The organism is Peptoniphilus catoniae (assembly GCF_901447155.2).
Taxonomy (GTDB): domain Bacteria; phylum Bacillota; class Clostridia; order Tissierellales; family Peptoniphilaceae; genus Peptoniphilus_E; species Peptoniphilus_E catoniae.
Map to the genome: position 1 here is coordinate 402,649 of NZ_LR588414.1, position 25,906 is coordinate 428,554.

Sequence of the window (25,906 nt, forward strand, 5' to 3'; positions counted from 1 at the left end):
AGCATAAAATCTTTATTAAATCAAGTCAATTTTACATCAAATATACAAATAAAATCAGTCTCCAACTTGCCGGGTATTTATGATAAAATTTAGCTAGGAGGGTATCTATGGATAAAACTTTTGAATTACAAACACACTACTGTTCAAGTTTTGATAAAAAAAAGATTTGCTCCTATGATATAGAGCAAATTAAAAAGCCTACTAGTTCAATAATGCACAAGGAGTCCCGTTTTTTATTTTTTACTAAAGGGGAAGGGATTATTAGAATTAATGGATTGGATTATGAAATAGTTCCTAATAGTTGTATAGGAATTATACCTTGGGAAGTTACTAATATGATAGAGGTAAAATCCCCTATGCAGTTTATAAAAATAGTTTATGATTTTAATTTTATAAATCAAAATCTAAAAAGCATTTATAGAACAAGTGGTGAAAGCATTGATATTTTCGGTGAAATTTCCAACTCTCCCATAGTATATTTTGATAAGGCTTCAGCTGAAAAAGTTATGTCTATAACTGAAGAAATACGGTCTGAAGTTGGAATGGAATCAGCTTTGGAAATTAAAAAAGAAAAAGCTCTAGTAAATGCTTTTTTAATTAATAAGATAACAGAATTATTAATTCTATATATAAGAGCGAATAAAAAGACTGAGAGCAACTCTGAAAACATTAAAATTGATAAAAAAATTAATATCTTTAGATATTTATACTCCCATTTAAGCGAAAAACACACTTTAAAATCCGTGGCATCACTATTTTATATGTCTGAGTCTTCTTTGTCGAAATACTGTAAAAAGGCCACAGGCTACAGTTTTCATGATTTACTTGACGAAATGAGGCTAGTAAAGGCTATGAATCTTTTAACAAATTCTGAATTTCCTTTAAGTTTAATTGCAGAACTTACTGGATTTAATGACTCATCTCATTTGTCCAAGTTTTTTACTAAAAAGCTTGGCACAACACCTAATCAATACAGAAAATCTAATAAAAATGTCGTAAATATGTTTAATTTTGAGGAGGAAGAACAAGCTTACAATATTGTAGAATATATAAGTGATTCTTTTACTGAAGATATAAATGAAAATCTTGTTGCTGAGAAGTTTAGTATATCAGTATCTGAACTCAACAGGAAGCTTATTTATCTTGTAGAAAGAAACTTTGACGATTTTTTAAATTTTTTGAGAATTAATTATGCTTGTGAACTTTTAAATACTACTGACTATTTAGTAATTGATGTAGCTCTTGCCTCTGGATATAACAATTCTAAAACTTTTTATAATAATTTTGTGAAACTAAAGTCCATGTCTCCTTCTAAATTTAGAAGAAGTGTTGAAATTCAAAATGAATAGTAAAAGGAACACGTTTTACAATTCTTAAACAAATATTTTTCTTACATAAATTTTTATTAGGAGTACTATAATATTAGTAGTTATTGTTTGTAAGTATATGAAAGGAGAAACAATATGCCTATTAATGTAACAAGTGAAATTAAACCTTTGAAGAAGGTTTTGCTTCACAGACCCGGAAGGGAATTACTAAACTTAACTCCCGATACTTTAGAGGAGCTTTTATTTGATGATATTCCTTTTTTGGAAGATGCGCAAAAAGAACATGACAACTTCGCGAAAGTTTTGAGAGAAAACGGAGTTGAGGTAGTATATCTTGAGGATTTAATGGCAGAAACATTAGATCAAAATCCGGATTTAAGACCGCAATTTATTAAACAATTTATCGAAGAAGGCGGAATCAGCACATCAAAGTATAAGAGAGTACTTTTTGATTTCTTTGATGCAATTAAGGACAACAAGGAACTTGTTTTAAAAACCATGGAAGGTGTAAACCTTAAAGAACTTAATGTAGATAAAGCAAATTCTCTAGTTGACCTTGTAAGTGAAACATCCGTTATGGTTTTAGCACCTATGCCTAATCTTTATTTCACACGGGATCCCTTTGCTTCAGTAGGTAATGGAGTAGTTTTAAATAAAATGTACTCAAAGACCAGAAACAGAGAAACTATTTATGCAGACTACATTTTTAAATATCATAAAGACTATAAAGGACAAGTCGAATTTCTTTATGATAGGAAAAACCCTGATCATATTGAAGGCGGCGATGTTCTTAATCTAAATGATAAGGTACTTGCAGTTGGTATATCTCAAAGAACTGAAGCTGACGCTATAAGCCGGCTTGCAAAGAATATCTTCTACAAGTCAGGTTCTAAAATAAGGACTATACTTGCTTTTGATATTCCTGAATCTCGTGCTTTTATGCATTTGGATACAGTTTTTACTCAAATTGACTATGACAAATTCACAGTGCATCCTGCAATATTAGGTACCCTTAGAGTATTTGAAATAACTCCGTCTGATGACGAGGATGAAGTTAATATTAAGGAAATGGAAGATACTTTGGAACACATACTTGAAAAGTACCTTGAAAGAGATATTGAACTTATTCTTTGCGGTGGCGGAGATGAAATTGTAGCAGCAAGGGAACAATGGAACGATGGCTCCAATACTCTTTGCGTTAAGCCGGGAACAATAGTTGTATATAAGAGGAATACAGTTACAAATAAAATTCTTAAGGAAAAAGGACTAAATGTAATTGAAATTCACGGTGCCGAACTTGTTAGAGGTAGAGGCGGCCCGAGATGTATGAGTATGCCTTTAGCAAGAGAAGACTAATCAAATTTAGGAGGAAAAAAATATGCCGGTAAATTTACAAGGTAGGAGCTTTTTAAAACTGTTAGATTTCACAAGTGATGAAATTAGATATCTTTTAGATCTTTCAAAAGAATTTAAAAAATTAAAGTTAACTAGGACACCTCATAGATATTTAGAGGGTAAAAACATAGCCATTGTATTTGAAAAAACTTCAACAAGAACTCGTTGTTCATTTGAGGTTGGGGCTTTTGATTTAGGTATGAATGTAACTTATATAGGTCCCGGAAGCTCACAAATGGGTGCAAAAGAATCAATTGAAGATACTGTAAGAGTGCTTGGAAGATTTTATGATGGTATTGAATACAGAGGCTTTTCTCAAGATATAGTTGAAGAAATGGGAGCAAAGGCAGGAGTTCCTGTATGGAATGGCTTAACAGACGATTTTCATCCAACTCAAATGCTTGCTGATGTAATGACTATTGAAGAAAACTTTGGAAAGCTTAAAGGTTTGAATCTTACCTTTATGGGAGATGCAAGAAATAACGTAGGAAATTCACTTATGGTAGTTTCTGCAAAACTTGGTATTAATTTCACAGCTTGCGGGCCTAAGGAATTAATGCCTAAAGAAGAGCTTGTTGAAACTTGCAGAAAAATAGCAGCGGAAAACGGTTCTACAATAACTCTTACAGATGATCCTAAAAAAGGTTGCAAGGGTGCTCATGCAATTTATACTGACATTTGGGTATCTATGGGAGAACCTGATAATGTTTGGACTGAAAGAATAAAGCTTCTTGAAAAATATAGAGTTACTAAAGATATAATGAAAATGGCTGACGAAAAAGCTATATTCTTACATTGCCTACCTTCTTTCCATGATACAAACACTACAATCGGACAAGATATCGCTAAAAAGTTCGGTGTAACTGAAATGGAAGTTGCGGATGATGTTTTCGAATCTCCTCAATCAAAGGTATTTGATGAAGCTGAAAACAGAATGCATACTATAAAAGCTGTAATGTATGCAACATTAAAATAATAAGAGGTAGCCTATGACAAAAAGAATTGTTATAGCTCTTGGGGGAAATGCACTTGGCAAGACCCCCAAAGAGCAACTTGAATTGGTAAAGGAAACCTCAAAACCTATAGTAGAGCTTATAAAGGAAGGCTATGAAGTTATGATCGGTCATGGTAATGGACCGCAAGTAGGGATGATAAATCTTGCAATGGAATATTCATCTCAAGGAGATGCTAATACTCCTTATATGCCTTTTCCTGAATGTGGTGCTATGAGCCAAGGTTATATAGGCTATCAATTACAACAGGCTATAGGTAATGAACTAAAAAAACAAAATCTTAACAAAACTTGTGTTACCATAGTAACCCAAGTTCTAGTTAATAAAGATGATGACGGATTTAAAAACCCCACAAAGCCTATAGGCTCTTTCTACAGCAAGGAAGAATCTGAAAAAATTTCAAAAGAAACAGGACAAACCTTCGTAGAAGATGCAGGAAGAGGCTATAGAAGGGTTATTGCTTCACCAAAACCTATAGAAATTGTTGAAGCAGATGTAATTAAATCCGTTGTTGAAAAAGGAAATATAGTAATTACTGTAGGAGGAGGCGGTATCCCGGTAATAAAAACTGATGAGGGACTTAAAGGGGTAGCGGCTGTAATTGATAAAGATGCCTCAAGTGCTAAGCTTGCTCTTGACCTTGAAGCGGATATCTTATTGATTTTAACAGCAGTGGAAAACGTTGCTATTAACTTTAACAAACCGAATCAAAAAAATTTATCTTCACTAAACTTAGAAGAAATCGATAGATATATTAATGAAGGTCAGTTTGCAAAAGGATCAATGCTTCCAAAGATTGAAGCTTGCAAAAAATTTGTTAAGGAAGGAAAAGAAGGTTCGGTTGCAATAATAACTTCTTTGCAAAAAGCAAAGGAAGCTATATTAGGAGAAGCAGGAACCATTATTAGTAAATAAAAGAGGTGTAATCAATGAAAAAGAAGAAAAAATCATTATCAGCATTTAGTATTCTTTTTATTATATTAATCGTAATCTTTGTAATTTCATTATTTTTAAACGGGATGACATTTGATCCGGTTCTTCCTAAAGGCGCTGAAGAACCTGTATCAGAAGTAGCAAAAGCAAGTTTTTCAGACTTGATTATGTCACCTTATTACGGATTTGTAGACGCTGTTGATATTTCAATATTCGTATTGGTACTTGGAGGATTTTTGGGAATAGTAGCCGATACAGGAGCCCTTGAAGCCGGAATACATAGACTTGTAAAAAACAGTAAGGGCAAAGAATTAATGCTTATTACCATACTTATGCTTTTATTCTCCCTTGGAGGAACTGTATATGGAATGGCAGAAGAAACAGTAGCTTTTTATGGAGTTATAACTACGGCAATGATAGCTGCCGGTTTTGACTCAGTAGTAGCAGTAGCGACAATTTGTCTTGGCGCAGGAGCTGGTGTACTTGGATCAACAGTTAACCCCTTTGCAATAGGAGTTGCAGTAGACGCACTTAAGGGAATAGATATTACTGCAAATCAAGCTATTATACTTCCTCTTGGACTTATACTTTGGTTATCAACTGTAGCGATTTGTATATTTTTCGTAAGACAATACGCTAAGAAAGTTCAAGCAGATAAGGGTTCAACTATTTTATCATTGCAAGAAGTTGAAGATATGGAAGGCTTTAGAATAGGAGAAGAAGGACTTAAAGAATTTACAAGTAAACATAAAGCTATTTTATATATATTTGCATTTACCTTTATCGTTATGATAGGTTCACTTATTCCTTGGGTAGATCTTGGGGTTAATGTTTTTGCAGGAAGAACAAGTTTCTTAACAGGAGCTGACTACGGTGATTGGTACTTTGGCGAAATAGCTATGTGGTTCTTATTAATGGGAATTATTATAGCAATAGTTGCAGGTATGAGTGAAAAAGAAATAGTTGATAGTTTTGTAAAAGGATCATCAGACATACTTTCAGTAGTTCTTATTATAGTAGTGTCAAGAGCAGTATCCGTGTTAATGCAATCAACTCATATAGACGCTCTTATACTTGACAGAGCATCAAAGGCTCTTCAAGGAACAAGTGCTGTAATATTTGTAATAGGCTCATATATACTATATTTGTTCCTATCATTCCTAATTCCATCAACATCAGGATTGGCATTTGTATCAATTCCTGTAATGGGCGGTTTAGCACACGCCATAGGACTAAGCCCTGAAGTAATGATTATGATATTCTCAGCGGGCTGTGGACTTATTAACCTAATAACTCCTACATCAGGGGTTGTAATGGGTGGTTTGCAAATGGCTAAGGTAAACTATTCAACCTGGGTTAAATTTGTAACTAAGATTATGGTTGTTATAGCAATAGCTAATGTTGTTATTTTATCGGTAGCTATGCTTATGTTTTCATAAGTTTATTATATAAGGCAAGACTCTTAACAGGGTCTTGCCTTTTTTATTTAGCTTACCAAAAAGCACAAACATTGATAATATGACACTTGAATGCTATAATATCACTGATGAATGCACAACAATGGAGGAAATGATGAAAGCTAAAATTTTAGATATTAAAAAAAGAGCAGGGGAAGATTTATTAAAAGCTGATTCACTAAAGGCAATTGATGATATAAGAGTCGGCTATTTGGGAAAAAAGGGAGAGCTCACACTAGTCCTAAGAGAAATGGGTAAACTCTCTAAGGAAGAAAGGCCCGTAATGGGATCCCTTGCCAACGAAGTAAGGCAGGAAATAGAAGAAGAAATTAAAAGAAGAACGGAAAAACTTAAAGAAGAAGAGCTTAATAAAAAACTCTACGAGGAAAGAATAGATATAACTTTAAACAAAAATACAGACATTATAGGTCATAAACATCCTTTAGTTGTTACAATTGAAGAATTGGAAGACTTATTTATAAACATGGGCTTTATGGTTTATGACGGACCTGAAATAGAGTCTGTGGAAAATAACTTTGACCTTTTAAATGCACCTAAGAATCACCCATCAAGAGATTTAAGCGATACTTTTTATATAGATGAGAAAACCTTACTGAGAACCCAAACATCTCCAGTTCAGATTAGAGCTATGAAAGAGCATGGAGCTCCAATTAGAATGGTATGCTCAGGAAGAGTTTTCAGATACGACGAGGTAGATGCAACACATTCACCAATGTTTCATCAACTTGAAGGTCTCGTTGTAGATAAAAATATTTCCATGGCTAACTTATTTGAATATTTAAATTACTTTGTAAAATCATTTTTCGGAGAAAATATAAAAACAAGATTCAGACCTCATTATTTTCCTTTTACAGAACCAAGTGCTGAAGTTGATGTAACTTGTACTGTTTGCGGAGGTTCAGGATGCAGCGCTTGTAATCATACAGGCTGGAGTATGGAGCTTTTAGGATGTGGCATGGTGCATCCAAATGTTCTTAGAAATTGCGGGATAGATCCGGAAATTTATTCAGGCTTTGCCTTTGGAATGGGCATAGACAGAATCGCTATGGTTAAATACAAGTTAAATGACATAAGACTGTTATTTGATAATGATAACAGATTTTTAAATCAATTTTAGTCGGAGGTTAAATATGTTATTACCTATAAAATGGTTAAGAGATTACGTTGACATAGATGAAAATACAAAAACAATAGCTGATAAGGTTACAGATACAGGCTCTCACGTTGAATCAATAGAAGACAGGTCAGAAGGTCTTGAGGGCGTAGTAGTTGCAAAAATTACAAAAATAGAAAGGCATCCTGATGCTGACAAGCTTGTAATCTGTACTATGGATACTGGATCTGAAAACCTTACAGTAGTTACAGGTGCACCTAATGTATTTGAAGGAGCAATAGTGCCTCTTGCAAAGGTAGGCGCAAAGCTTGCCGGAGGAGTAAAAATAGAAAAAAGTAAACTTAGAGGGATTGAGTCTGACGGAATGCTATGCTCTCTTGAAGAACTAGGTTATGATAACAGTGTAATAAGCAAGGAATATAGAAATGGTATATATATTTTTCCTGAAGGCACTGAAATAGGACAAGATGCTTTAGACGCACTTGATCTTAACAAGGAAGTTATAGAATTTGAAATTACTCCGAATAGACCTGATTGTCTAAGTATAATAGGAATGGCTAGAGAAGCTGCCGCAACTTTCAATACTAAACTTAAAGAACCTGAAATAAAAATTGAAAATGAAGTAGATAATATTTCAGATTATTTTAAATCTGTTGAAATAGAAACTGATAACTGTTCAAGATTTTATTCAAGAGTCATAAAAGATGTAAAAATTAAAGAATCACCTTTATGGTTACAAAATTATTTAATGTCTGCAGGAGTTAGACCTGTAAACAATATAGTAGATATTACAAATTTTGTAATGCTTGAATGCGGTCAGCCACTACACGCTTATGATTTGGAATATATTAAGACTAAAAAAATCGTTGTAAGAATGGCTAAAAATGAAGAAGAGTTTACAACTCTTGATAATGAAAAAAGAATACTTTTTGATAGCGATATAGTTATTACAGACGGAGAAAAAACAATAGGACTTGCCGGCATAATGGGTGGACTTGATTCGGAAGTTATGGATACCACAGTCAATGTTTTACTTGAGGGGGCAAATTTCAATTCTGAATGCATAAGAAAAACTTCAAAAAGATTGGGCCTTAGATCTGAAGCATCGATGAGATTTGAAAAAGGTCTTGATCCAAATACTGCTAAAATAGCAGTGGATAGAGCTGCTCAATTAATCGAACTTATATCTGCAGGAACTATTATATCCGGAAACCTTGACGACTACAAAAAAAGACTTGAAGCAAAGAAAATCAACTTAAGAGCTGATAAGGTTAATAGATTAATAGGTTTTGAAATTACAAAGGATGAAATGGCTAAGCTTTTAAATAGACTTGAAATAGAAACGGAAATTGTAGATGAGGGAATTATTTGTACAGTTCCGACCTTTAGACCGGATATAAATATAGAAGAGGACTTAATAGAAGAAATAGCAAGGATATACGGTTACCATAATATAGAACCTAAGCCCCTTGAAGGCAAACTTAGCGTAGGGGGAAGATCTAAGCTTAGAAATCTTGAAGATAGAATAAAAACAGTTCTTTTAGCTATGGGTTATAATGAGCTAATTACATTTTCGTTTGTAGGAAAGTCTGTTTTTGAAAAACTTAATATTAAATCTGATGATAACCTTAGAAATGCTGTGGAAATAATTAATCCCTTAGGGGAAGAATTTAGCATAATGAGAACAACTTTAGTACCAAACCTTCTTGAAATCCTTGCCAATAATGAGCATAGAGGTAATGAAAATGTTGGAGGCTTTGAATTTGGAAATACTTTTTACCCTGTTGAAGGACAATTGCCCGGAGAGGAAAAGAAACTTTCCTTCGGATTTTATGATTTAGGTGACTTTTACTTTTTGAAAGAAACACTTTCAAAGATATTTTGGAAAGTGGGAGTTAAGGACCTTGAATTTAAAAGAGCAAATGTTACTTACTTACATCCGGGAAGATCCGCCGAGGTATTTTATAAGGGAGAATCTTTTGGAGTTTTTGGGGAAGTTCATCCCGAGGTTTTAGAAAACTTCAGTATGAAGAAAAAAGCCTATGTTGGAGAAATACTTTTTGAAAAACTTTTGAAGCTTGCAATTCCTAATTATCTTTATAAAGAACTGCCTAAGTACCCCGCTGTAAAGAGAGATTTGGCATTTTTAATGGATCTAGATGTTGAAGCTTATTCAATAGAAGAAATAGTAAAAGAAAACGCCCAAGGCATTTTAGAAGATTTTAATGTTTTTGATATATATACAGGTAAGGGAATTGAAGAGGGTAAAAAATCACTTGCCTTTTCAATGACTTTCAGAGCTGATGACAGAACCCTTAAAGATAACGAAATAACTGCAATAGTTAATAATGTAATAGAGGGAGTAGCAACTAAATTAGGAGGAAAATTAAGAGAATAACAGGAGGAATTATGAGTAAGTCCGGAACGAAGGTCACAATAAGTGATATGAATTTTTTTGTAGTCGGTAATAATGACAGCCAATACATTAAGGACTTGGCAGATAATCTTGATTTTAGAATAAAGGAAACTCAAGGATCCAATTACAAATTAAACCAGGTTCAGACACTGGTATTAACAGCTCTTAATATTTTAGACGAAAAAGAAACAATGGCAAACCAAGAAAAATCCATTAAGGAAGCTGAGAAAGACACAAATCAGTATAGGAAGAATATTCAAGAACTGGAAGAATCAAAAGCTGAAATAGTAAATTTAAAAAATAAGCTTTTAAATCAGAACAAGGGTATTAACGATTTAAAAAAGCAAAAAGACAATCTAGAAAAAGACAATAATGATTATAGAAACAGAATTCAATTGCAAGATCAAAGCATTAAAGAATTGGAAACAAAGGTTGAGAGCTTAAAAAAGGAAAAGGAAGTTTTAGAAGAACAGATTTACAATTCCCAAAAGAGAATTATAGATTTAAATAGAGAATTAGAGAGTTTAAATGAGAAATAAGGCAGAAATATTAGCTCCGGCAGGCAGCTTCGAATCTCTTGAAGCTGCCATTAAAGCCGGAGCAAATAGTGTTTATTTAGGAGGAAAACAGTTTTCTGCAAGGTCAGGAGCAAATAACTTTACCGATGAGGAATTAATTAAGGCTGTTGAGTATGCTCATTTAAGAGAAGTAAAAGTATTTGTAGTCGTAAACATACTTATAGATAATTCTGAAATGATGGACGCCTTGGACTTTTGTGATTTTCTTTATGAAATAGGGGTAGATGCAATAATCACACAGGATTTGGGCCTGTCTTCGTTATTGGTAAAAAGATACCCGGATATGGAAATACATGCAAGCACTCAAATGGCTGTTAATAATTTTTACGGAGCCTTGACATTTGAAAATATGGGATTTAAAAGACTTGTAATTGCTAGAGAAACTGAGTTAAGTGAAATTTCAGCAATTAAAGAAAAAACAAGTATGGATCTTGAAGCATTTATTCATGGAGCTTTATGTGTCTGCTTTTCAGGTGAGTGTTTAATGTCGTCTATGATAGGTGCGAGGTCAGGTAACAGAGGAAACTGTGCTCAACCCTGTAGAAAATTTTATAAAATCTTAGATCTTAATTTTAAAGATTTAGGCAAAAAAGGATATTTAATATCACCTAAAGATTTAAATACCTTAGACAGAGTATCGGACTTGGTAGATTTAGGGGTGGATTCTTTAAAAATAGAAGGTAGACTAAAAAAACCTGAATATGTATACCAAATAACAAAGTCTTACAGAAGGGCTCTTGAAGACAAACTGACTAATAAAGATCTAAAGGACACAAGACAAATATTTAATAGGGATTTTACTCAAGGACTTTCCTTTGGAGATTTCGGAAGAAATTTTGTTTCAGGTAAAAGACCTGACAACAGAGGGATTTTAATAGGAGAGGTAATTGAGCCAGTAAAAGGCGGGTTTTATGTTTCCATAAATGAGCCTATATATTCAGGAGACGGTCTAGAGTTTTATGATGAAAGGGGAAGTGAAGGCTTTAAAGCTGACTTCTCAACAGATCCAAAGGAAAGATTTTTCATAAAATCAGCAAGGCCTATAAGGAAGGGTCAAAAAATTTTTAAAACTTTTTCTAAAAAGCTTGAAGATGAAATTCATGATGATTTAAATAGAAGGCAGTCCTATAGAAGTATAAATATGTATTGTAAAATAAGACTTGGGCAAAAAGCTCTTTTAAGAGTAAGCTCACAAGGACTTGAGGTTGAAGCTCAATCGGAAGTTGTAGCGCAAAGGGCAATAAATAAAAGTCTAGATTATAATCTTTTATACAAGTCCCTTTCAAAACTTGGAGACAGTATTTATAAACTTGACAATTTTCAAGCTGATATAGACGATGAAGTATTTTTAACTATGGCTACCTTAAACAAGTTAAGAAGGGATGCTATAGATAAATTAAATAATAAAATTATTAAAAGAGACAGAAAAGACAAAGTTAACTTAATATATAGATTTACGGAAGATGTTCATTATGAAGCTAAAGAACCGGAGCTTAAAGTTGAAGTAAACAATTTCGATAATTTAAGAAAGCTTGAAGGGGAAAATTGTAAAATATATTACCCTATAGACTGTATAGATAATGAGGTTGTCTCATATTTACTTAAAAGTGGTATTAAAGTATCAGCAGTTTTTAAAAAATATCAAAATTCCAAATCTCTTGAACAATCTATAGAGTTATTAAATAAAAATAGAGAAATTGTTGATGAAATTATAATAAATAATTTGTCTCAAATTTCAGCTTTAGAAAATATCAAAATTCCTAAGGTTGCAGATATTGGTCTTAATATATTCAACAGTAAAGGCGTGGAATTTCTTATAAAAAAAGGTTTTAAGAGAGTTATACTTTCTCCTGAACTTAATGAAAGTCAAATCAAAGATATAGCAAAAGATTACGGGGATTTTTTAGAGCTTGTTTCACATGGGCTTTTACCTGTTATGACAATGGTACATTGCCCCATGTCTACAGAGCTTAATTGTAAAAACTCATTAAATTGCTATAAATGCAAATTCAGCAAAGGGTTTTATCTGGAGGATTCTTTTAAAGAAAGATTTCTAGTTGAGAGAAGAGATGGTATAAGTGAGATATTTAACTCTCATCCTTTAATGTTCTCTAAAAAAGTATTAGACTTAAAGAAAATGGGAGTAAGAAGCTTCAAACTTAATTTAAGAAATAACATTAAAGAAACTATTAAGCTTTATGAAAATATTTTAGATGGGAAAAATCCAGATGACACTTACATTAAAAAATGTCTAACTGAGAATTACGGATTGGTAACTTATGGGCATTTAAACAGGGGGGTCATATGACTGAACTGATAGAAAAATCAAAGAGGGTCCTTGAATTTAATAAAATAATAAGTATGCTTAAGGACAATATAGTATCTGATTTGGCAAAAGACTTGGCTGATAAGGAAGATATATCAAAAGATATAAGAGAAATAAATTTACGGCTTGACGAAACTACAGAAGCTGTAAATTTAATAATTAAAAAATCCAATCCACCACTTTTCGGTATAATGGATATTAAACCATATATGAAGAGGTTAGAAATGGGGGGTAGTTTGGGGCCTGAAGAACTTCTTAACATATCAGATTTTTTAAGAGTATCAAGGTACTTAAAATCTTATTTTTCTATAGATCCAAAGGATCCAAGTTATAAGCTGTTACCCTATAAGGCGGAAAATTTATCTTCATATAAAAACATAGAAGATAGTATCAACGATGCTATAATATCCCCTGAGGAAATTTCAGATAATGCTTCCCCGAGACTCTATTCAATTAGACAGCAAATAGGTCGAAAAAAAGATGCTATACGGGATAAGCTTAACTATATAATTTCAAGTGAAGAAACTAAAAAATATATACAAGACAGTCTTGTAACCATTAGAGAGGGCAGATACGTAGTCCCTGTAAAACTTGAAAGCAAATCAAAACTAAAAGGCTTGATTCATGACAGAAGCTCCAGTGGCCAAACAGTATATATTGAACCTATGGCAGTAGTTAATCTTAATAACGAACTTAAAAATCTTTACTCAGATGAGCTTGAAGAGATAAACAGAATTTTAAGAGAACTGTCGCAAATGGTTGCTGAAGAATCCTATGCAATTGCAGCTAATCAAAATATATTAGCTGAGCTTGACTTTATATTTGCAAAGGCTAAACTTTCTCTAGAACTTAACTGTAACAGACCCCTTGTTAATGAAAAGCGTTATATAAATTTAAAAAAAGCAAGGCATCCTTTACTCAAGGCGGAAAATATAGTGCCTATAGATATCCATATAGGAGATGATTTTACTTCTTTAATAATTACGGGGCCAAACACCGGTGGTAAAACTGTAAGTATAAAAACTTTAGGACTTTTGGTCTTAATGACTCAATACGGCCTTCATATTCCTGCTTTGGAAAATAGCGAAATAGGAATTTTCGACAAAGTTCTTGCCGATATAGGTGATGAACAAAGTATTGAGCAGTCTTTGTCTACTTTTTCATCACATATGTTAAATATAGTTGAGATTTTAAAATACGCAGATTCAAAAAGCCTTGTTATATTTGATGAGCTAGGTGCGGGAACCGATCCTACAGAAGGCGCAGCTTTAGCTAATGCAATTATGGATTATATGAGAGTAAATAATATAATTTCTTTAGCTACAACCCATTACAATCAGCTTAAAATTTACGCATTAACAACAGAAAATGTTGCAAATGCTTCCATGGAGTTTAATGTTGATACATTATCTCCAACTTATAAACTCCTAATAGGAGTTCCGGGAAAATCAAATGCTTTTGAAATATCAAAGAGACTTGGACTTTCTGAAGAAATAATTTCAAAGGCGAGAGAATTAATTAGTAAGGAAAATATAGAGTTTGAGGAAGTTTTAAAATCAATAGAAGAAGAAAGAACCTTAATAGAAGAAAATAAACTTATAAGCGAGAGGGAAAGAAAAAACTTTGAAGAAAAAAGTAAAAAGCTTGAAGATGAAATAGCAAAGACTAAAGCTAAACGTGAGAAAATATTAGAGTCATCAAGAGAAGAAGCAAAGCAAATGCTTTTAAATGCAAGAGAGAACATTAAGCTTATAATGGATGAAATAAAGTCTTTAAAAACGGAACTTAATTCGGATCAGGCTAGAAGACTTCAGGATGTAAATGATATACTTAGGGATAATATTTCAGATGCTTTAAAACCTAGTGAAAAGATTGTAATAAAAAAAGCTTCGGACCCAATTATGGATCTAAAAATAGGTGATTCTGTCCGGTCACCTTCCCTAAATGCCGAAGGAACCATCATTGATATTGATAAAAACGGCAAAGATGTACTTGTTCAAATAGGTATGATAAAAATGAAGTTGCCTAAAAATTCATTAGAAAGATCAACTAGGGATGAAGATAAAGAAAAAGAAAAGTCAAAAAGAATAATGAACAGCAAGTCCAAATATATAAAAACCGAGGTAGATATAAGAGGCAAAACCTTCGACGAAGCAAAACCGATTATAGAAAAATATTTAGATGATGCTTATTTGGCAGGTCTAAAGCAGGTTCGCCTTATTCACGGCAAAGGTACAGGAGCCCTTAGGGAAAAGGTAAAAGCATATTTGAAGAAAAATCCCAATATAAAGTCCGCAAAAGACGCAGCTTATAATGAAGGTGGCAGTGGAGTTAGTATAGTAGAATTTAAATAAATATTATATAATGTATTACAATAATTTAAAAAGGAGTAGTCATGGTAAATTTTAAGGATGAAATTGTAAAAATTTTAGATGAAAAACTAAATGAAGAAAGTCAAGTTGTAAGTATTGAAGAAATAGCAAATTCAATAGAGGTTCCTCCTAACTATGAAATGGGAGACTTCGCATTTCCTGTATTTTTTCTAGCAAAGATATATAGAAAGAATCCTGCAGTAATTGCAAAGGAAATAGCAGAATCAATTAAAAGTGAATATTTTGAAAAAATCGAATCAAAATCAGCTTATATTAACTTTTTTATAAACAAAAACAAACTTTCAGAAACTATTTTAAATGAAATAAAAGAAAGAAAAGAAGATTATGGAAAGCCGGGCATAGGTGCAGGGAAAAATGTTGTCGTAGAGTATTCATCACCTAATATTGCAAAGCCTTTTCATATAGGTCATATAAGATCAACTGTAATAGGAGATTCCATTAAAAGAATTTACGACTTTTTGGGATACAATACAATATCCTATAACCACTTGGGAGATTACGGAACTCAGTTCGGTATGTTAATAGTTGCCATTAAAAGGTGGGGAGATAGAGAAGTTATTGAAAAGGATCCTATTGCTGAGCTTCTGAAATTATATGTAAAAATCAATAAAGAGGTTGAAATTGATCCTGAACTTAGAGATGAATGTAGAGCATGGTTTGCTAAACTTGAAAACAAGGATGAGGAAGCTCTTGAATTATGGCAATGGATTAGGGATGTATCCTTAATGGAATTTAATAAAGTTTACAAAATGCTTGACATTAATTACGACACCTTTAAAGGAGAGTCTTTCTATTCAGAATATATGCCGGCAGAAGTTGACAAGCTTGAAAAATCCGGAGCTTTAGTTGAATCAGACGGTGCAAAGATTGTAGATTTATCTAAATATAATCTTCCACCTTCATTAATTATAAAGTCCGATGGATCAACTATTTATATTACAAGAGATATAGCCGCAGCTCACTATAGACATAGAGAACATCAACCTTATAAAAATATATACGTAGTAGGGTCACAACAATCTTTACACTTCCAACAATTAAAAGCAGTTCTTAAAGAAATGGGATATGACTGGAGTGATGAGGTAGTACACGTGGCTTTTGGTATGGTTTCTTTGGAAGATGGAACTTTATCAACAAGAAAGGGAAGAGTTGTATATCTTGAAGATGTTCTTAACAAGGCAACAGACAAGGTAAGAGAAATTCTTACACAAAGGGAAATAGATAGGGGAGAAAAAATAGAAAATAAGGACGAACTTGCTGCACAGGTAGGTATAGGAGCAGTAAAGTTTCAAGAATTATTTAATCAAAGGATTAAAGACTATGTATTTTCTTGGGATAAGACTTTATCATTTGAAGGAGAAACAGGGCCCTACGTTCAATATGTTCATGCAAGAATTTGTTCACTTTTGGAGAAGGGCAATTTTGATATAAATGGAAAGATAGATCCATCACTACTAAATTCTGAGGAAGAATATAATATTCTTAGGACTCTATATAATTTTACTAACGTTGTGATAGATGCACATGAAAAGTATGAGCCTTACTTTGTAACAAGATATACTGTAGAGCTTGCAAGAGCATTTAATAAATATTACAATCAAACTCAAATTATAGTAGATGATGAAGTTCTTAAGAATACGAGATTAATGCTTTGCTATGCTGTTAAAACCGTTATTAAAGAGGGATTGCAGTTATTAGGAATAGCGGCTCCTGAGAAAATGTAAAAATTTTACTTATTTCCAATATTTTTAATTTATTGGTTTACATGAATAAAATTTGTGGTATAATATTGGAAATATTTTCAATTAGGAGGGATAAAGATGAGAAAAATATTAATAACGATTATGTCTTTAGTATTTGTTTTAACCGCTTGTGGCGGAAATAATACTGCAAATACTTCTAATGGAGGTTCTGAACCCCAAGATTCGGATGTAATTAAACTTGGAGGAATTATTCCTAAAACCGGTGCAGTTGCAGTTTATGGTAACACTACTGAAAACGGAATAAAACTTGCAATTGAAGAGATCAATGCAAATGGTGGAATTAACGGAAAACAGATTGAATATTCATCAGAGGATGATAAAGGAGATCCTACAGAAGCAGTCACTATTTATAACAAGCTTGTTGAAGGTGGAGCTCAAGCAATTATAGGACCTATTACATCAAAACCTGCTCAAGCCGTTGCAGATAACAGCGATACCGATGGAATACCAATGATTACTCCTACAGGAACTATGAGTTCAATAACTGAAGGAAAGGATAATGTATTCAGAACTTGTTTCACTGACCCTCTACAAGGAGCTATACTTGCAAATTTTGCAGCAGACAGCTTACAAGCTAAAAAAGTCGCAATTATGAGAAATACATCAGATGACTATTCAAACGGAGTAGCTGACGCTTTTAAGGAACAAGCTGAAAAGAAAGGTATGGAAGTAGTTGCAGATGAAGGCTATGGTCAAACAGACGTAGACTTCAGAGTACAACTTACAAATATACAAAAAGCTTCTCCTGATGTAATTTTAATTCCTGAATATTATGAAAAAGATGTATTAATGGCTAAACAAATTAAAGATTTAGGTATAGATGCTAAAATAATAGGACCTGACGGATGGGATGGAGTACTTGCTACAGTTGATCCGGGTTCCGAAAGCATACTTGAAGGAGTATATTTTACTAATCACTATGCAGTAGATGATGAATCTGAAAAGGTTAAAAACTTTGTTAACGCATATAAAGAAAAGTACAATGAAACACCTTCAGCATTTGCTGCTTTAGGTTATGATACCATTTACTTATATAAAGCTGCCTTTGAAAAAGCGGAATCTACTGATTATGAAGCGGTTATAGAAGCTTTGAAAAATATTGACGTAGATGGAGTTACAGGTAATATTAAGTTTGGTGAAAACAATAATCCCGTTAAACCTGCAACTATTATAAAGATAGATCAAGGAGAGTATGTATTTGATTCAATAGTATCACCTGAATAAGAGTTAATTGCGGCAATATAAAATTTGCCGCTTTTAAATTATTGAAAGGAGCAAAATCAGTAATGGGATTTATCCTACAGATAATTAACGGTTTACAAATCGGATCTATTTACGCTCTTGTTGCTTTGGGTTATACCATGGTTTACGGTATAGCTTTACTTATAAATTTTGCACATGGAGAAATAATTATGGTCGGAGCTTATACCGTTGTTTTTACGATTCAATTATTTTTAATGGACTCGGGACTACCTTTTTATTTAGCAATTATACCGGCGGTTTTAGTGTGCACGCTTCTTGGAATATTAATAGAAAGACTTGCTTATAAACCTTTGAGAAATAGCCCCAGACTGTCTAATTTAATAACGGCAATAGGAATGAGCTTGTTGTTACAAAATTTAGTTATGAAAGTTTTAGGGGCAAGTGCAAGATCGGTTCCTCCAATTTTTCATTCTGAACCGATAAAAATCTTTGGCGGAGCTATTTCCGTTTCCACAATTATAACAATTGCAATTACTGCAGTTTTAACTTTGCTTTTACAGTTATTTATGAAGAAAACCAAATATGGAAAAGCAATGATTGCAACAAGTGAAGATTATGGGGCAGCATCATTAGTTGGAATAAATGTAGACAATACTCTCACTATGACCTTTGCAATAGGATCAGCTCTTGCAGGGGTTGCTGCAGCTCTTTATGTTGCTGCTTATCCTCAAGCCTACCCTTTAATGGGATCAATGCTTGGGATAAAAGCTTTTATTGCGGCAGTTGTAGGGGGAATAGGCTTGATACCTGGCGCTGTTCTAGGAGGGCTTATATTAGGACTTGTAGAAGCATTAACTAGAGCATATATATCAAGTAAGCTTGCCGATGCTATAGTTTTCGGCTTACTTATTGTAGTTTTAATCTTTAAACCTACTGGGTTATTAGGTAAGAATATTAAGGAAAAGGTGTAGGTGATATTATGACTAGACAAAAACGAGGAATGTATATTTTAACTATAATATTGCTGGCTCTTTTCTACTTGTTTATTTTTGCTTTAAAAAAAGCGGGACTTATAAATAAGTACACACTTTCAGTTTTAAGGCTTGTATGTATAAATATAATACTTGCCGTATCTTTAAATATTACTGTAGGTAACCTTGGCCAAATAACCTTGGGACATGCAGGATTCATGTCAATAGGTGCATATACAGCGGCTCTTTTTGCAAAAACCGGTCTTATACCGGGGATTCCGGGTTATTTAACAGGACTTTTACTGGGAGGAATTTTATCTTGTCTTATAGGTATAGCTATCGGTATACCTGCTCTTAGGCTTAAGGGAGATTACCTTGCAATAGTAACTCTTGCCTTTGGAGAAATAATAAGAGTTCTAATAGAATATTTTGATTTTACCGGGGGAGCACAAGGATTAAGCGGGATACCCAAAATGCAAAGCTTAGGTCTTATATATTTAATTACAGTTCTTTCTGTTGCCGCTATGTTTTCTGTTATGACATCAAGACATGGAAGAGCCGTGCTCGCTATAAGAGAAAACGAGATAGCTGCTGAAAGTACGGGAATTAACGTAACCTATTATAAAACCTTTGCTTTTGCTTTATCTGCATTTTTTGCAGGTATAGCCGGAGGCATTTATGCTCACAATATAGGAGTTATAGGAGCTAAGGTTTTTGACTACAACAGGTCCTTTGATATTCTTGTAATGGTTGTTTTAGGGGGAATGGGTTCTTTTACAGGAGCTGTTATGTCAGCAGTTACTCTTACAGTTATACCTGAACTTCTAAGACAGTTTTCAGATTACAGAATGATTTTATATTCAATAATTTTGATTTTAATGATGATTTTCAGACCTGAAGGAATTTTCGGTAGAAAAGAATTTTCTTTAACAGGATTTGTAAGATCAATTTTAAAAATAGAAGACGATACTGCTATAAATAAAAGAGGTGAAACATCTTGAGTGAAACAATTTTAACTTGTGAAAATGTTGGGATAAAATTCGGTGGACTTCAAGCTGTTTCAGATTTCAATTTAGAAATAAAAGAAAAGGAGCTTTTAGGTCTTATAGGTCCTAACGGCGCAGGAAAAACTACTGTATTTAATATGATTACAGGAGTTTATGCACCTACTACAGGGAATATTTATCTTAAAGATAAGAAGATTAACGGAATTAAACCCTACAAATTAGTTGACTACGGAATAGCCAGAACCTTTCAAAATATAAGGCTTTTCGGTTACTTATCAGTACTTGATAATGTTAAAATAGCCTGCAACAAGGATATGAAATACTCCATAATGCAAGGCATGTTTAGAATATCTAAGTTTTGGGAAGAAGAATTTGATATTAATACAAGAGCCATGGAAATATTAAGTATTTTCGGGCTTGACAAGTATAAGAGATTTTCAGCAAATGCTTTATCTTATGGGGATCAGAGAAAGCTTGAAATAGCAAGAGCTATGGCTACAGATCCGGATTTACTTCTTCTTGATGAACCGGCTGCTGGAATGAATCCTACAGAAACAGAAGAATTAATGGAAACCATAAGACTTATAAGAGATAAATTCGGAATTACAATTCTTCTAATAGAACATGATATGAAATTAGTTCTTGGAATTTGTGAAAGACTTATGGTGCTTAATTACGGAAAAGTTTTGGCTCAAGGCGATCCTATTGAAGTAATTAATAATGAACAGGTAATAAACGCCTACCTTGGAACCGGAGGTGCCTAATGCTTAGTGTTGAAAATTTAAATGTGTTTTATGGTAACATCCATGCTTTAAAGGGTGTAAGTTTAGATGTAAATGATGGGGAGGTCGTTTGCTTAATCGGCGCTAATGGCGCTGGAAAAACCACTACTCTACAAAGTATTTCTGGTCTTATACCTATAAAAGAAGGCAAGGTTACCTTTGAAAACCAAGATATTACAAAGGTTAAGCCTCATAATATAACAAGGCTGGGAATAGCCCAAGTACCGGAAGGGAGAAGGGTATTTACAGGTCTTTCAGTACTTGATAATTTAAAGCTTGGAGCTTTTATAGTTAAGGATAGAAGTTCTATTGATAGGGACATAGAAAGTATATATGAAAGGTTTCCGGTACTTGCGGAAAGAAAATCTCAACTTGCAGGCACCCTTTCAGGAGGAGAGCAGCAAATGCTTGCAATGGGCAGAGCTTTAATGAGTAGACCTAAGCTTATACTTTTAGATGAACCTTCTATGGGACTTTCTCCTCTATTTGTAGAAAAGATTTTTGATGTAATAAAAGGTTTGAAAAGGGATGGAGTAACTGTACTTTTGGTGGAACAAAATGCAAATATAGCCCTTTCAATCTCAGATAGAGCTTATGTAATTGAAACCGGAAGAATTGTCAAGTCCGGTGCCTCAAAGGATCTTGTTAATGATAAGTCAGTAAAGGAAGCTTATCTGGGAGCATAACTATATAAATATTTATCAGCTCTTTATAGGAGCTGATTTTTTATAAGTAAATATATCACTTAGTAATTAAGATAAAATTAAAAATTTAAAAAATCTATGAATTTGCCAATAAAAAAGAGTTGTCTTGTAAGACAACTCTTTTCTTTATTTACTATTATTTACAGAAGATTCATTAAGGGGAATTTCTTGTGGTGCTTCTGTAGCATTTAAATCAGTATTTACTTCTGATGAATTATTATTTGCCTTTATTAGGCTTATTTCTTGGTTTGTTTCCTCATAACCCACCTGTATTCCTATGGATTCAGCTACAAACCTTATAGGGATAAAGGTTCTATCATCCTTTATTATGGCTTTTGTATCCATTTTAATTTCTTCATTATTTACATATATAGTATCTGAACCTATAGGTATACGAATTTGTTTGTCCTGATAAATAATTTCCACAACTTTATTTTTCTCATCATAACTTACATCGCCTTTTAACCCTTCAACAATAAACCTTACAGGTACCAAGGTCCTGTCATCTTTAATAAAAGGTGCAGTATCCATTTCTTTCTTTTCGCCATTTATAAAGTAAGATTTCTTCCCTATATTCATTTTTAAAACCTGAGCACTAAGGTCATATAAATCTATGGTTTTTGAAATAGCTCCAAGACTTACTTTAAGCTTAGCTGTTGATGCGTTATTTAATGAATTTATACTTATATTTGAATTTTCGTCTATAGAATAGTTAAAGTTATCAATTTCATAATTAAGCACCTTAGGACTTATTATAACTTCGCTTTTATCCTTCAGAATAGCTGAAGTAGTTGGAAAAATTACTGAACCCTCCGATACTCTAAGATCATCTAGTTTAATTTTTAATTCTTTTATCTTGTCAAATCCACCTATAGTTACTTTTTTACTTGCAAAGATACCGGAATCAGTTACAAGATTAACATTAATTTCTCCTTCTTGTAGGGCTAGAAACAAATTGTCACTAAGTGTGCCTAGGTTACCATCAACAGAAATTGAATAAGCAATATTATCTATATTCATAGGCTTTAAAGATTCATTCCAGGCACTTTTTAATTTATACTCAGCACTTTGACCTAAGATTAAAGAATCGGGTCCACTTATTTTCACCCCCTGTAAAACATTCGAGTCAGGGGCTGTATTATATATTCCGATTCCACTTACAACTTTTCTTTCAGCTTGATTTTTTTCTGGATTAATAACTCTTGTTCTATCAAAATCTCCAAGCTCTTTAACTACCATTGCGGTAGATCCACCTCCATCAAGATTAAGAGCTTTATAAGCGCCTATAGAGACCATAAAATCTGATAGGTTTGGCAAAGAAAGACCTGCACTTCTTTTAGTTCTGCCTTCAGCACTTGCGATAAATAAAGTTTTTCCATCTTCGCTTATACCTGCGGCAGTCCTTGCTCTAACTCCTCCAAGGACGTTTATGTCTTTTGTATATTTTACACTAGCACCGTTGTCTACTAGTAGGGCATGCCCCCCAATTAAAAACTTAAAATCTTTTTTGGGACTAATTGAATAGCTTATAGATAATTGTGAACCAATAGGCACATTTGCCTTTATAAAATCATATGCCTTGCCGTCTGCTTGAAGGATAAATTTGCCGTCAGGTACCGGAAAATTGAAATTTTTACCTTCACTAATTTGTTCTACAATCCCGTCTTGAGATACAAGTATCTCACTATTTTTTTTGTCTCCTCTTGATTTTGAAGCCCAGAAATCATTATAAAGATTAAGTCTGTCTTGGTGAGAGTATTGGCCATCAGGTTCATACCAATAGTAAGATTTGTTTAAACTGTCAAGCTTAAAGCTTGCACCATTACTTGCTTTAACATTTCCACTAAAAGTTATTTCTTCAATAGAAGCTGTATTATCTGTAGTTATACCTAGAGAATAAAGACCATTATAGTAAACAGGAGATGTTTGTAGCTTACCTTCAACAATTGAAGGACCCTCAGGGGATCCCTGAAGCAAGGTATTAAAAAAATCTCCATTAACTAAAGCTGTTGCATCAGTTCTTTTTGCCATACTGCTTACTGTTGAACGTTGCGTATATTTGCCTTCTCCAGCCACTACCTCAACCTTAACTGAGGGATTATTTAAGTCAATTTTTAGTAGATTTACATAAGTATTATTATTATCATAGTTTACTATATGTTCTTCTCTTACAACCCCAGGGCTAATAGGCTCCTGTACATTAATAGTATCTGCATAGGTAGAAAGAGGAAATAAAGCTAAAGCTATAATTGTAATTATTAAAAGTTTTTTTATTCTATTAAACATTTTTACCTTCCTTTCCGTGTATAATATTAAGTATATAATTTATTGAATCTTTTCTCAATTCATTTATTATATAAGTAAGGAGGAATTATGGATTATTTAGAAGATTTAAAAATGGTTTACAAAAAGGCATGGATTGAAACTAAAAATAGAATAGTTAAAAATCCAATAGTTTTATTATTGCCCTTAGTATTCGGTTTTGGATTAAAATCCGTTGAAATCATATTTGCAAGTGTTTTTGGTACAGTTCCAATTATGGCTGGATTCGCCATGCCTATAATTTTTTCTTTAATACTTTCCGGTTACTGTGAATTATTATCTGATCTGAACTTCTATAACAGATTGTCCTTTAGAGGTATGAAAAACTCCTTTGTAAGAAATTTGGGTTCAATATATTCAACATATATAATAATTATTATAGCTTCATGGTTTGTAAGCTCAGGTCTTGTAAATTTTATAATAATATTGCTTTTTAATCCCTTGATAGAAAGTATTTATATAAAAGACAAATTCTATATAGAAGCCTATAGCTATAGCCTCGATTTTATGAGAACAAACCCCATACACTGGCTTTTGCCCTTCGGTATTTATGTTGGACTTTTAGTATTAATTTTTGGGGGAGACTATTCTTTTCTCTTTTCACAAAATGTAATGGAACTGGCTTTAGGCCCTATAAATAACATTTATGAACTTGCAAGCAGAGGAACCTATTACTTAAAAATCATAGGAGTAGAGCTTCTAACAGCTCTATATGTTGTTTTTAGAGGTGCACTTTTTAATATTCTTGCAGGAAGTACCATGAGAAAAAGAAAATATATGGGTGAATTTCAATGAATCTAGATAAAGAAATTAACTCAAGACTAAAAAATATAGTATTTATACAATTAAAAAAAGATATAAATTTAGAAAGTATAAAGTTGGATAAAGAAATCCCACTACCTCTTATTTTAAACAAGCTTATAGATGACATAAAAGAAGAGGATTTAAAAAATAAGTTAGAAATAAATAGAATAAATGAAGGAATAATATATCTTTTAGGAATAGACAAACAGTTTAAATACAAAGATCAATATATACAAATTGTAAAAGCGACAGTTAAAAATATAGATCTTTATATAGACTATCTTAGCACAAAAGCAGATGATCCAATAAACAGTTATATATACATAAATTCATACAACAACTTTATGGATGAAAATGAAGATTTTGAATTTAAAAAATATAACATTTTAGAAACCATATACAATAAAATTTATACAGATATTAGCGAAGATGAACAAAAAAGCTTTTTAAACATGATAATAAAAGGCTATGAATCTATTATAAAGACAGATCCCGACTATATCTTAGTAAATTACAGATTAGGATATATATTTAGGCTTATGAACAGATACCTGAAATCGAAACTATATTTTGAAAAATTCTTAAATCTTTCATCGGGAAAATATATAGAACTGGAAGATGAAGTAAGAGATAATCTAAAAGAACTTGAAGACTACGTAAATATAGAAGCTGCAAGTTCATATTTGACATATGGAAAATATGAATCAGCCTATAAAAGTTTAAAATCTATATCAAGTCTATATCCTTTAAAAGACCAAGTTCATTATTTAAAAAGTATTGCAGAAGAAAAATTGGGTCTACTTGAAAGTGCCTTGATAAGTATAGATAAAAGTTTAAGTATAAACAAGAATGAAGAGAACTATTACAACCAAAAAGCTCTATGTTATTTAGAGCTTAAAGAAAATAATAAAGCTATAGAAACCTACAAAGAAGGATTAGAAATACTAAAAGAAAGCTATTTATTAAATACAAACTTAGGAATTCTACTATACAATGAAGGGAATTTTGAATATAAAAAATATTTAGAAAAAAGCTACAAAATAAAAGCCGATGAAAATATCTTAAATATATTGAAAAAATAAAGTAAATGAAAAAAGATAAAAAATTTTTAAAGGTAAAACAATCTTGACTAAAGAAAAATATCATGATAATATTATCGAGTCAGTATAGCTGATTCTATTATATAAAAAGTAAAAAAATCCCTTGACAAAACAAAACGAGGCAATATATAATAGACAAGCTACCTCAAAAAAGGCAGCAAGAACCAAGATAATTAAATAGTGTAAGAAATCATAAGCAAAGAAGCTTAGCGGAAAAAGTCAGTAAAAAGAACTGAAGCTAAGGACAAATTACAATCGAGAGTTTGATCCTGGCTC

General features: G+C 32.6%; 19 protein-coding genes. 18 read left to right on the plus strand and 1 reads right to left on the minus strand.

Features of this window, described 5'->3' with window-relative positions; genetic code table 11:
* Positions 1-107 precede the first annotated feature (107 nt).
* From PEPCATONIAE_RS04605 to PEPCATONIAE_RS04680, 16 genes are all read left to right on the plus strand, one after another.
* Positions 108-1,349: an AraC family transcriptional regulator gene (locus tag PEPCATONIAE_RS04605; RefSeq protein WP_138159780.1), complete on the plus strand. Its 1,242-nt coding sequence runs from the start codon at positions 108-110 to the stop codon at positions 1,347-1,349.
* 114 nt (positions 1,350-1,463) lie between these two features.
* The gene (gene arcA / locus PEPCATONIAE_RS04610) at positions 1,464-2,684 is read left to right on the plus strand and encodes an arginine deiminase (protein ID WP_138159781.1); all 1,221 of its coding nucleotides are present in this window, start codon (positions 1,464-1,466) and stop codon (positions 2,682-2,684) included.
* 22 nt (positions 2,685-2,706) lie between these two features.
* Positions 2,707-3,699: an ornithine carbamoyltransferase gene (gene argF, locus PEPCATONIAE_RS04615; protein ID WP_138159782.1), complete on the plus strand. Its 993-nt coding sequence runs from the start codon at positions 2,707-2,709 to the stop codon at positions 3,697-3,699.
* Positions 3,700-3,712: 13 nt separating this feature from the next.
* Complete coding sequence (arcC, locus tag PEPCATONIAE_RS04620; protein WP_138159783.1) at positions 3,713-4,651, plus strand: carbamate kinase; 939 nt, start codon at positions 3,713-3,715, stop codon at positions 4,649-4,651.
* A gap of 14 nt (positions 4,652-4,665) precedes the next feature.
* A complete protein-coding gene (locus PEPCATONIAE_RS04625) occupies positions 4,666-6,108 on the plus strand; it encodes a YfcC family protein (RefSeq protein ID WP_138159784.1) in 1,443 nt (480 codons plus the stop codon).
* A 133-nt stretch (positions 6,109-6,241) separates the two neighbouring features.
* On the plus strand, positions 6,242-7,264 hold the full coding sequence (gene pheS / locus PEPCATONIAE_RS04630; RefSeq protein ID WP_138159785.1) for a phenylalanine--tRNA ligase subunit alpha: 1,023 nt from the start codon (positions 6,242-6,244) through the stop codon (positions 7,262-7,264).
* Positions 7,265-7,277: 13 nt separating this feature from the next.
* On the plus strand, positions 7,278-9,659 hold the full coding sequence (pheT, locus tag PEPCATONIAE_RS04635; protein WP_138159786.1) for a phenylalanine--tRNA ligase subunit beta: 2,382 nt from the start codon (positions 7,278-7,280) through the stop codon (positions 9,657-9,659).
* A gap of 11 nt (positions 9,660-9,670) precedes the next feature.
* Positions 9,671-10,216 (plus strand): cell division protein ZapA, encoded by a 546-nt coding sequence (gene zapA, locus PEPCATONIAE_RS04640; protein ID WP_138159787.1) that lies wholly within the window; start codon positions 9,671-9,673, stop codon positions 10,214-10,216.
* Positions 10,206-12,563 (plus strand): U32 family peptidase, encoded by a 2,358-nt coding sequence (locus tag PEPCATONIAE_RS04645; RefSeq protein WP_138159788.1) that lies wholly within the window; start codon positions 10,206-10,208, stop codon positions 12,561-12,563. The genes zapA and PEPCATONIAE_RS04645 overlap by 11 nt, the downstream gene beginning before the upstream one ends.
* Complete coding sequence (locus PEPCATONIAE_RS04650) at positions 12,560-14,935, plus strand: endonuclease MutS2 (RefSeq protein ID WP_138159789.1); 2,376 nt, start codon at positions 12,560-12,562, stop codon at positions 14,933-14,935. The genes PEPCATONIAE_RS04645 and PEPCATONIAE_RS04650 overlap by 4 nt, the downstream gene beginning before the upstream one ends.
* A gap of 41 nt (positions 14,936-14,976) precedes the next feature.
* The gene (gene argS, locus PEPCATONIAE_RS04655) at positions 14,977-16,698 is read left to right on the plus strand and encodes an arginine--tRNA ligase (protein ID WP_138159790.1); all 1,722 of its coding nucleotides are present in this window, start codon (positions 14,977-14,979) and stop codon (positions 16,696-16,698) included.
* Positions 16,699-16,794: 96 nt separating this feature from the next.
* A complete protein-coding gene (locus tag PEPCATONIAE_RS04660) occupies positions 16,795-17,961 on the plus strand; it encodes an ABC transporter substrate-binding protein (protein WP_138159791.1) in 1,167 nt (388 codons plus the stop codon).
* A 62-nt stretch (positions 17,962-18,023) separates the two neighbouring features.
* Positions 18,024-18,911 (plus strand): branched-chain amino acid ABC transporter permease, encoded by an 888-nt coding sequence (locus PEPCATONIAE_RS04665; RefSeq protein ID WP_138159792.1) that lies wholly within the window; start codon positions 18,024-18,026, stop codon positions 18,909-18,911.
* 8 nt (positions 18,912-18,919) lie between these two features.
* Positions 18,920-19,912, plus strand: coding sequence for a branched-chain amino acid ABC transporter permease (locus PEPCATONIAE_RS04670; RefSeq protein WP_138159793.1), 993 nt, complete (start codon positions 18,920-18,922; stop codon positions 19,910-19,912).
* Positions 19,909-20,682, plus strand: coding sequence for an ABC transporter ATP-binding protein (locus PEPCATONIAE_RS04675; protein WP_138159794.1), 774 nt, complete (start codon positions 19,909-19,911; stop codon positions 20,680-20,682). The genes PEPCATONIAE_RS04670 and PEPCATONIAE_RS04675 overlap by 4 nt, the downstream gene beginning before the upstream one ends.
* Positions 20,682-21,386 (plus strand): ABC transporter ATP-binding protein, encoded by a 705-nt coding sequence (locus PEPCATONIAE_RS04680; protein ID WP_138159795.1) that lies wholly within the window; start codon positions 20,682-20,684, stop codon positions 21,384-21,386. The genes PEPCATONIAE_RS04675 and PEPCATONIAE_RS04680 overlap by 1 nt, the downstream gene beginning before the upstream one ends.
* A gap of 144 nt (positions 21,387-21,530) precedes the next feature.
* Here PEPCATONIAE_RS04680 and PEPCATONIAE_RS04685 read toward each other — a convergent pair whose 3' ends face one another.
* Positions 21,531-23,690, minus strand: a complete 2,160-nt coding sequence (locus tag PEPCATONIAE_RS04685) for a stalk domain-containing protein (RefSeq protein WP_138159796.1) — start codon at positions 23,688-23,690, stop codon at positions 21,531-21,533.
* 87 nt (positions 23,691-23,777) lie between these two features.
* Between PEPCATONIAE_RS04685 and PEPCATONIAE_RS04690 the strand changes: the two genes are divergently transcribed.
* Together PEPCATONIAE_RS04690 and PEPCATONIAE_RS04695 are read left to right on the plus strand one after the other, a co-directional pair.
* Positions 23,778-24,521, plus strand: coding sequence for a hypothetical protein (locus PEPCATONIAE_RS04690; protein ID WP_138159797.1), 744 nt, complete (start codon positions 23,778-23,780; stop codon positions 24,519-24,521).
* On the plus strand, positions 24,518-25,612 hold the full coding sequence (locus PEPCATONIAE_RS04695; RefSeq protein WP_138159798.1) for a tetratricopeptide repeat protein: 1,095 nt from the start codon (positions 24,518-24,520) through the stop codon (positions 25,610-25,612). Before PEPCATONIAE_RS04690 ends, PEPCATONIAE_RS04695 begins: the two co-directional genes overlap by 4 nt.
* Positions 25,613-25,906 lie beyond the last annotated feature (294 nt).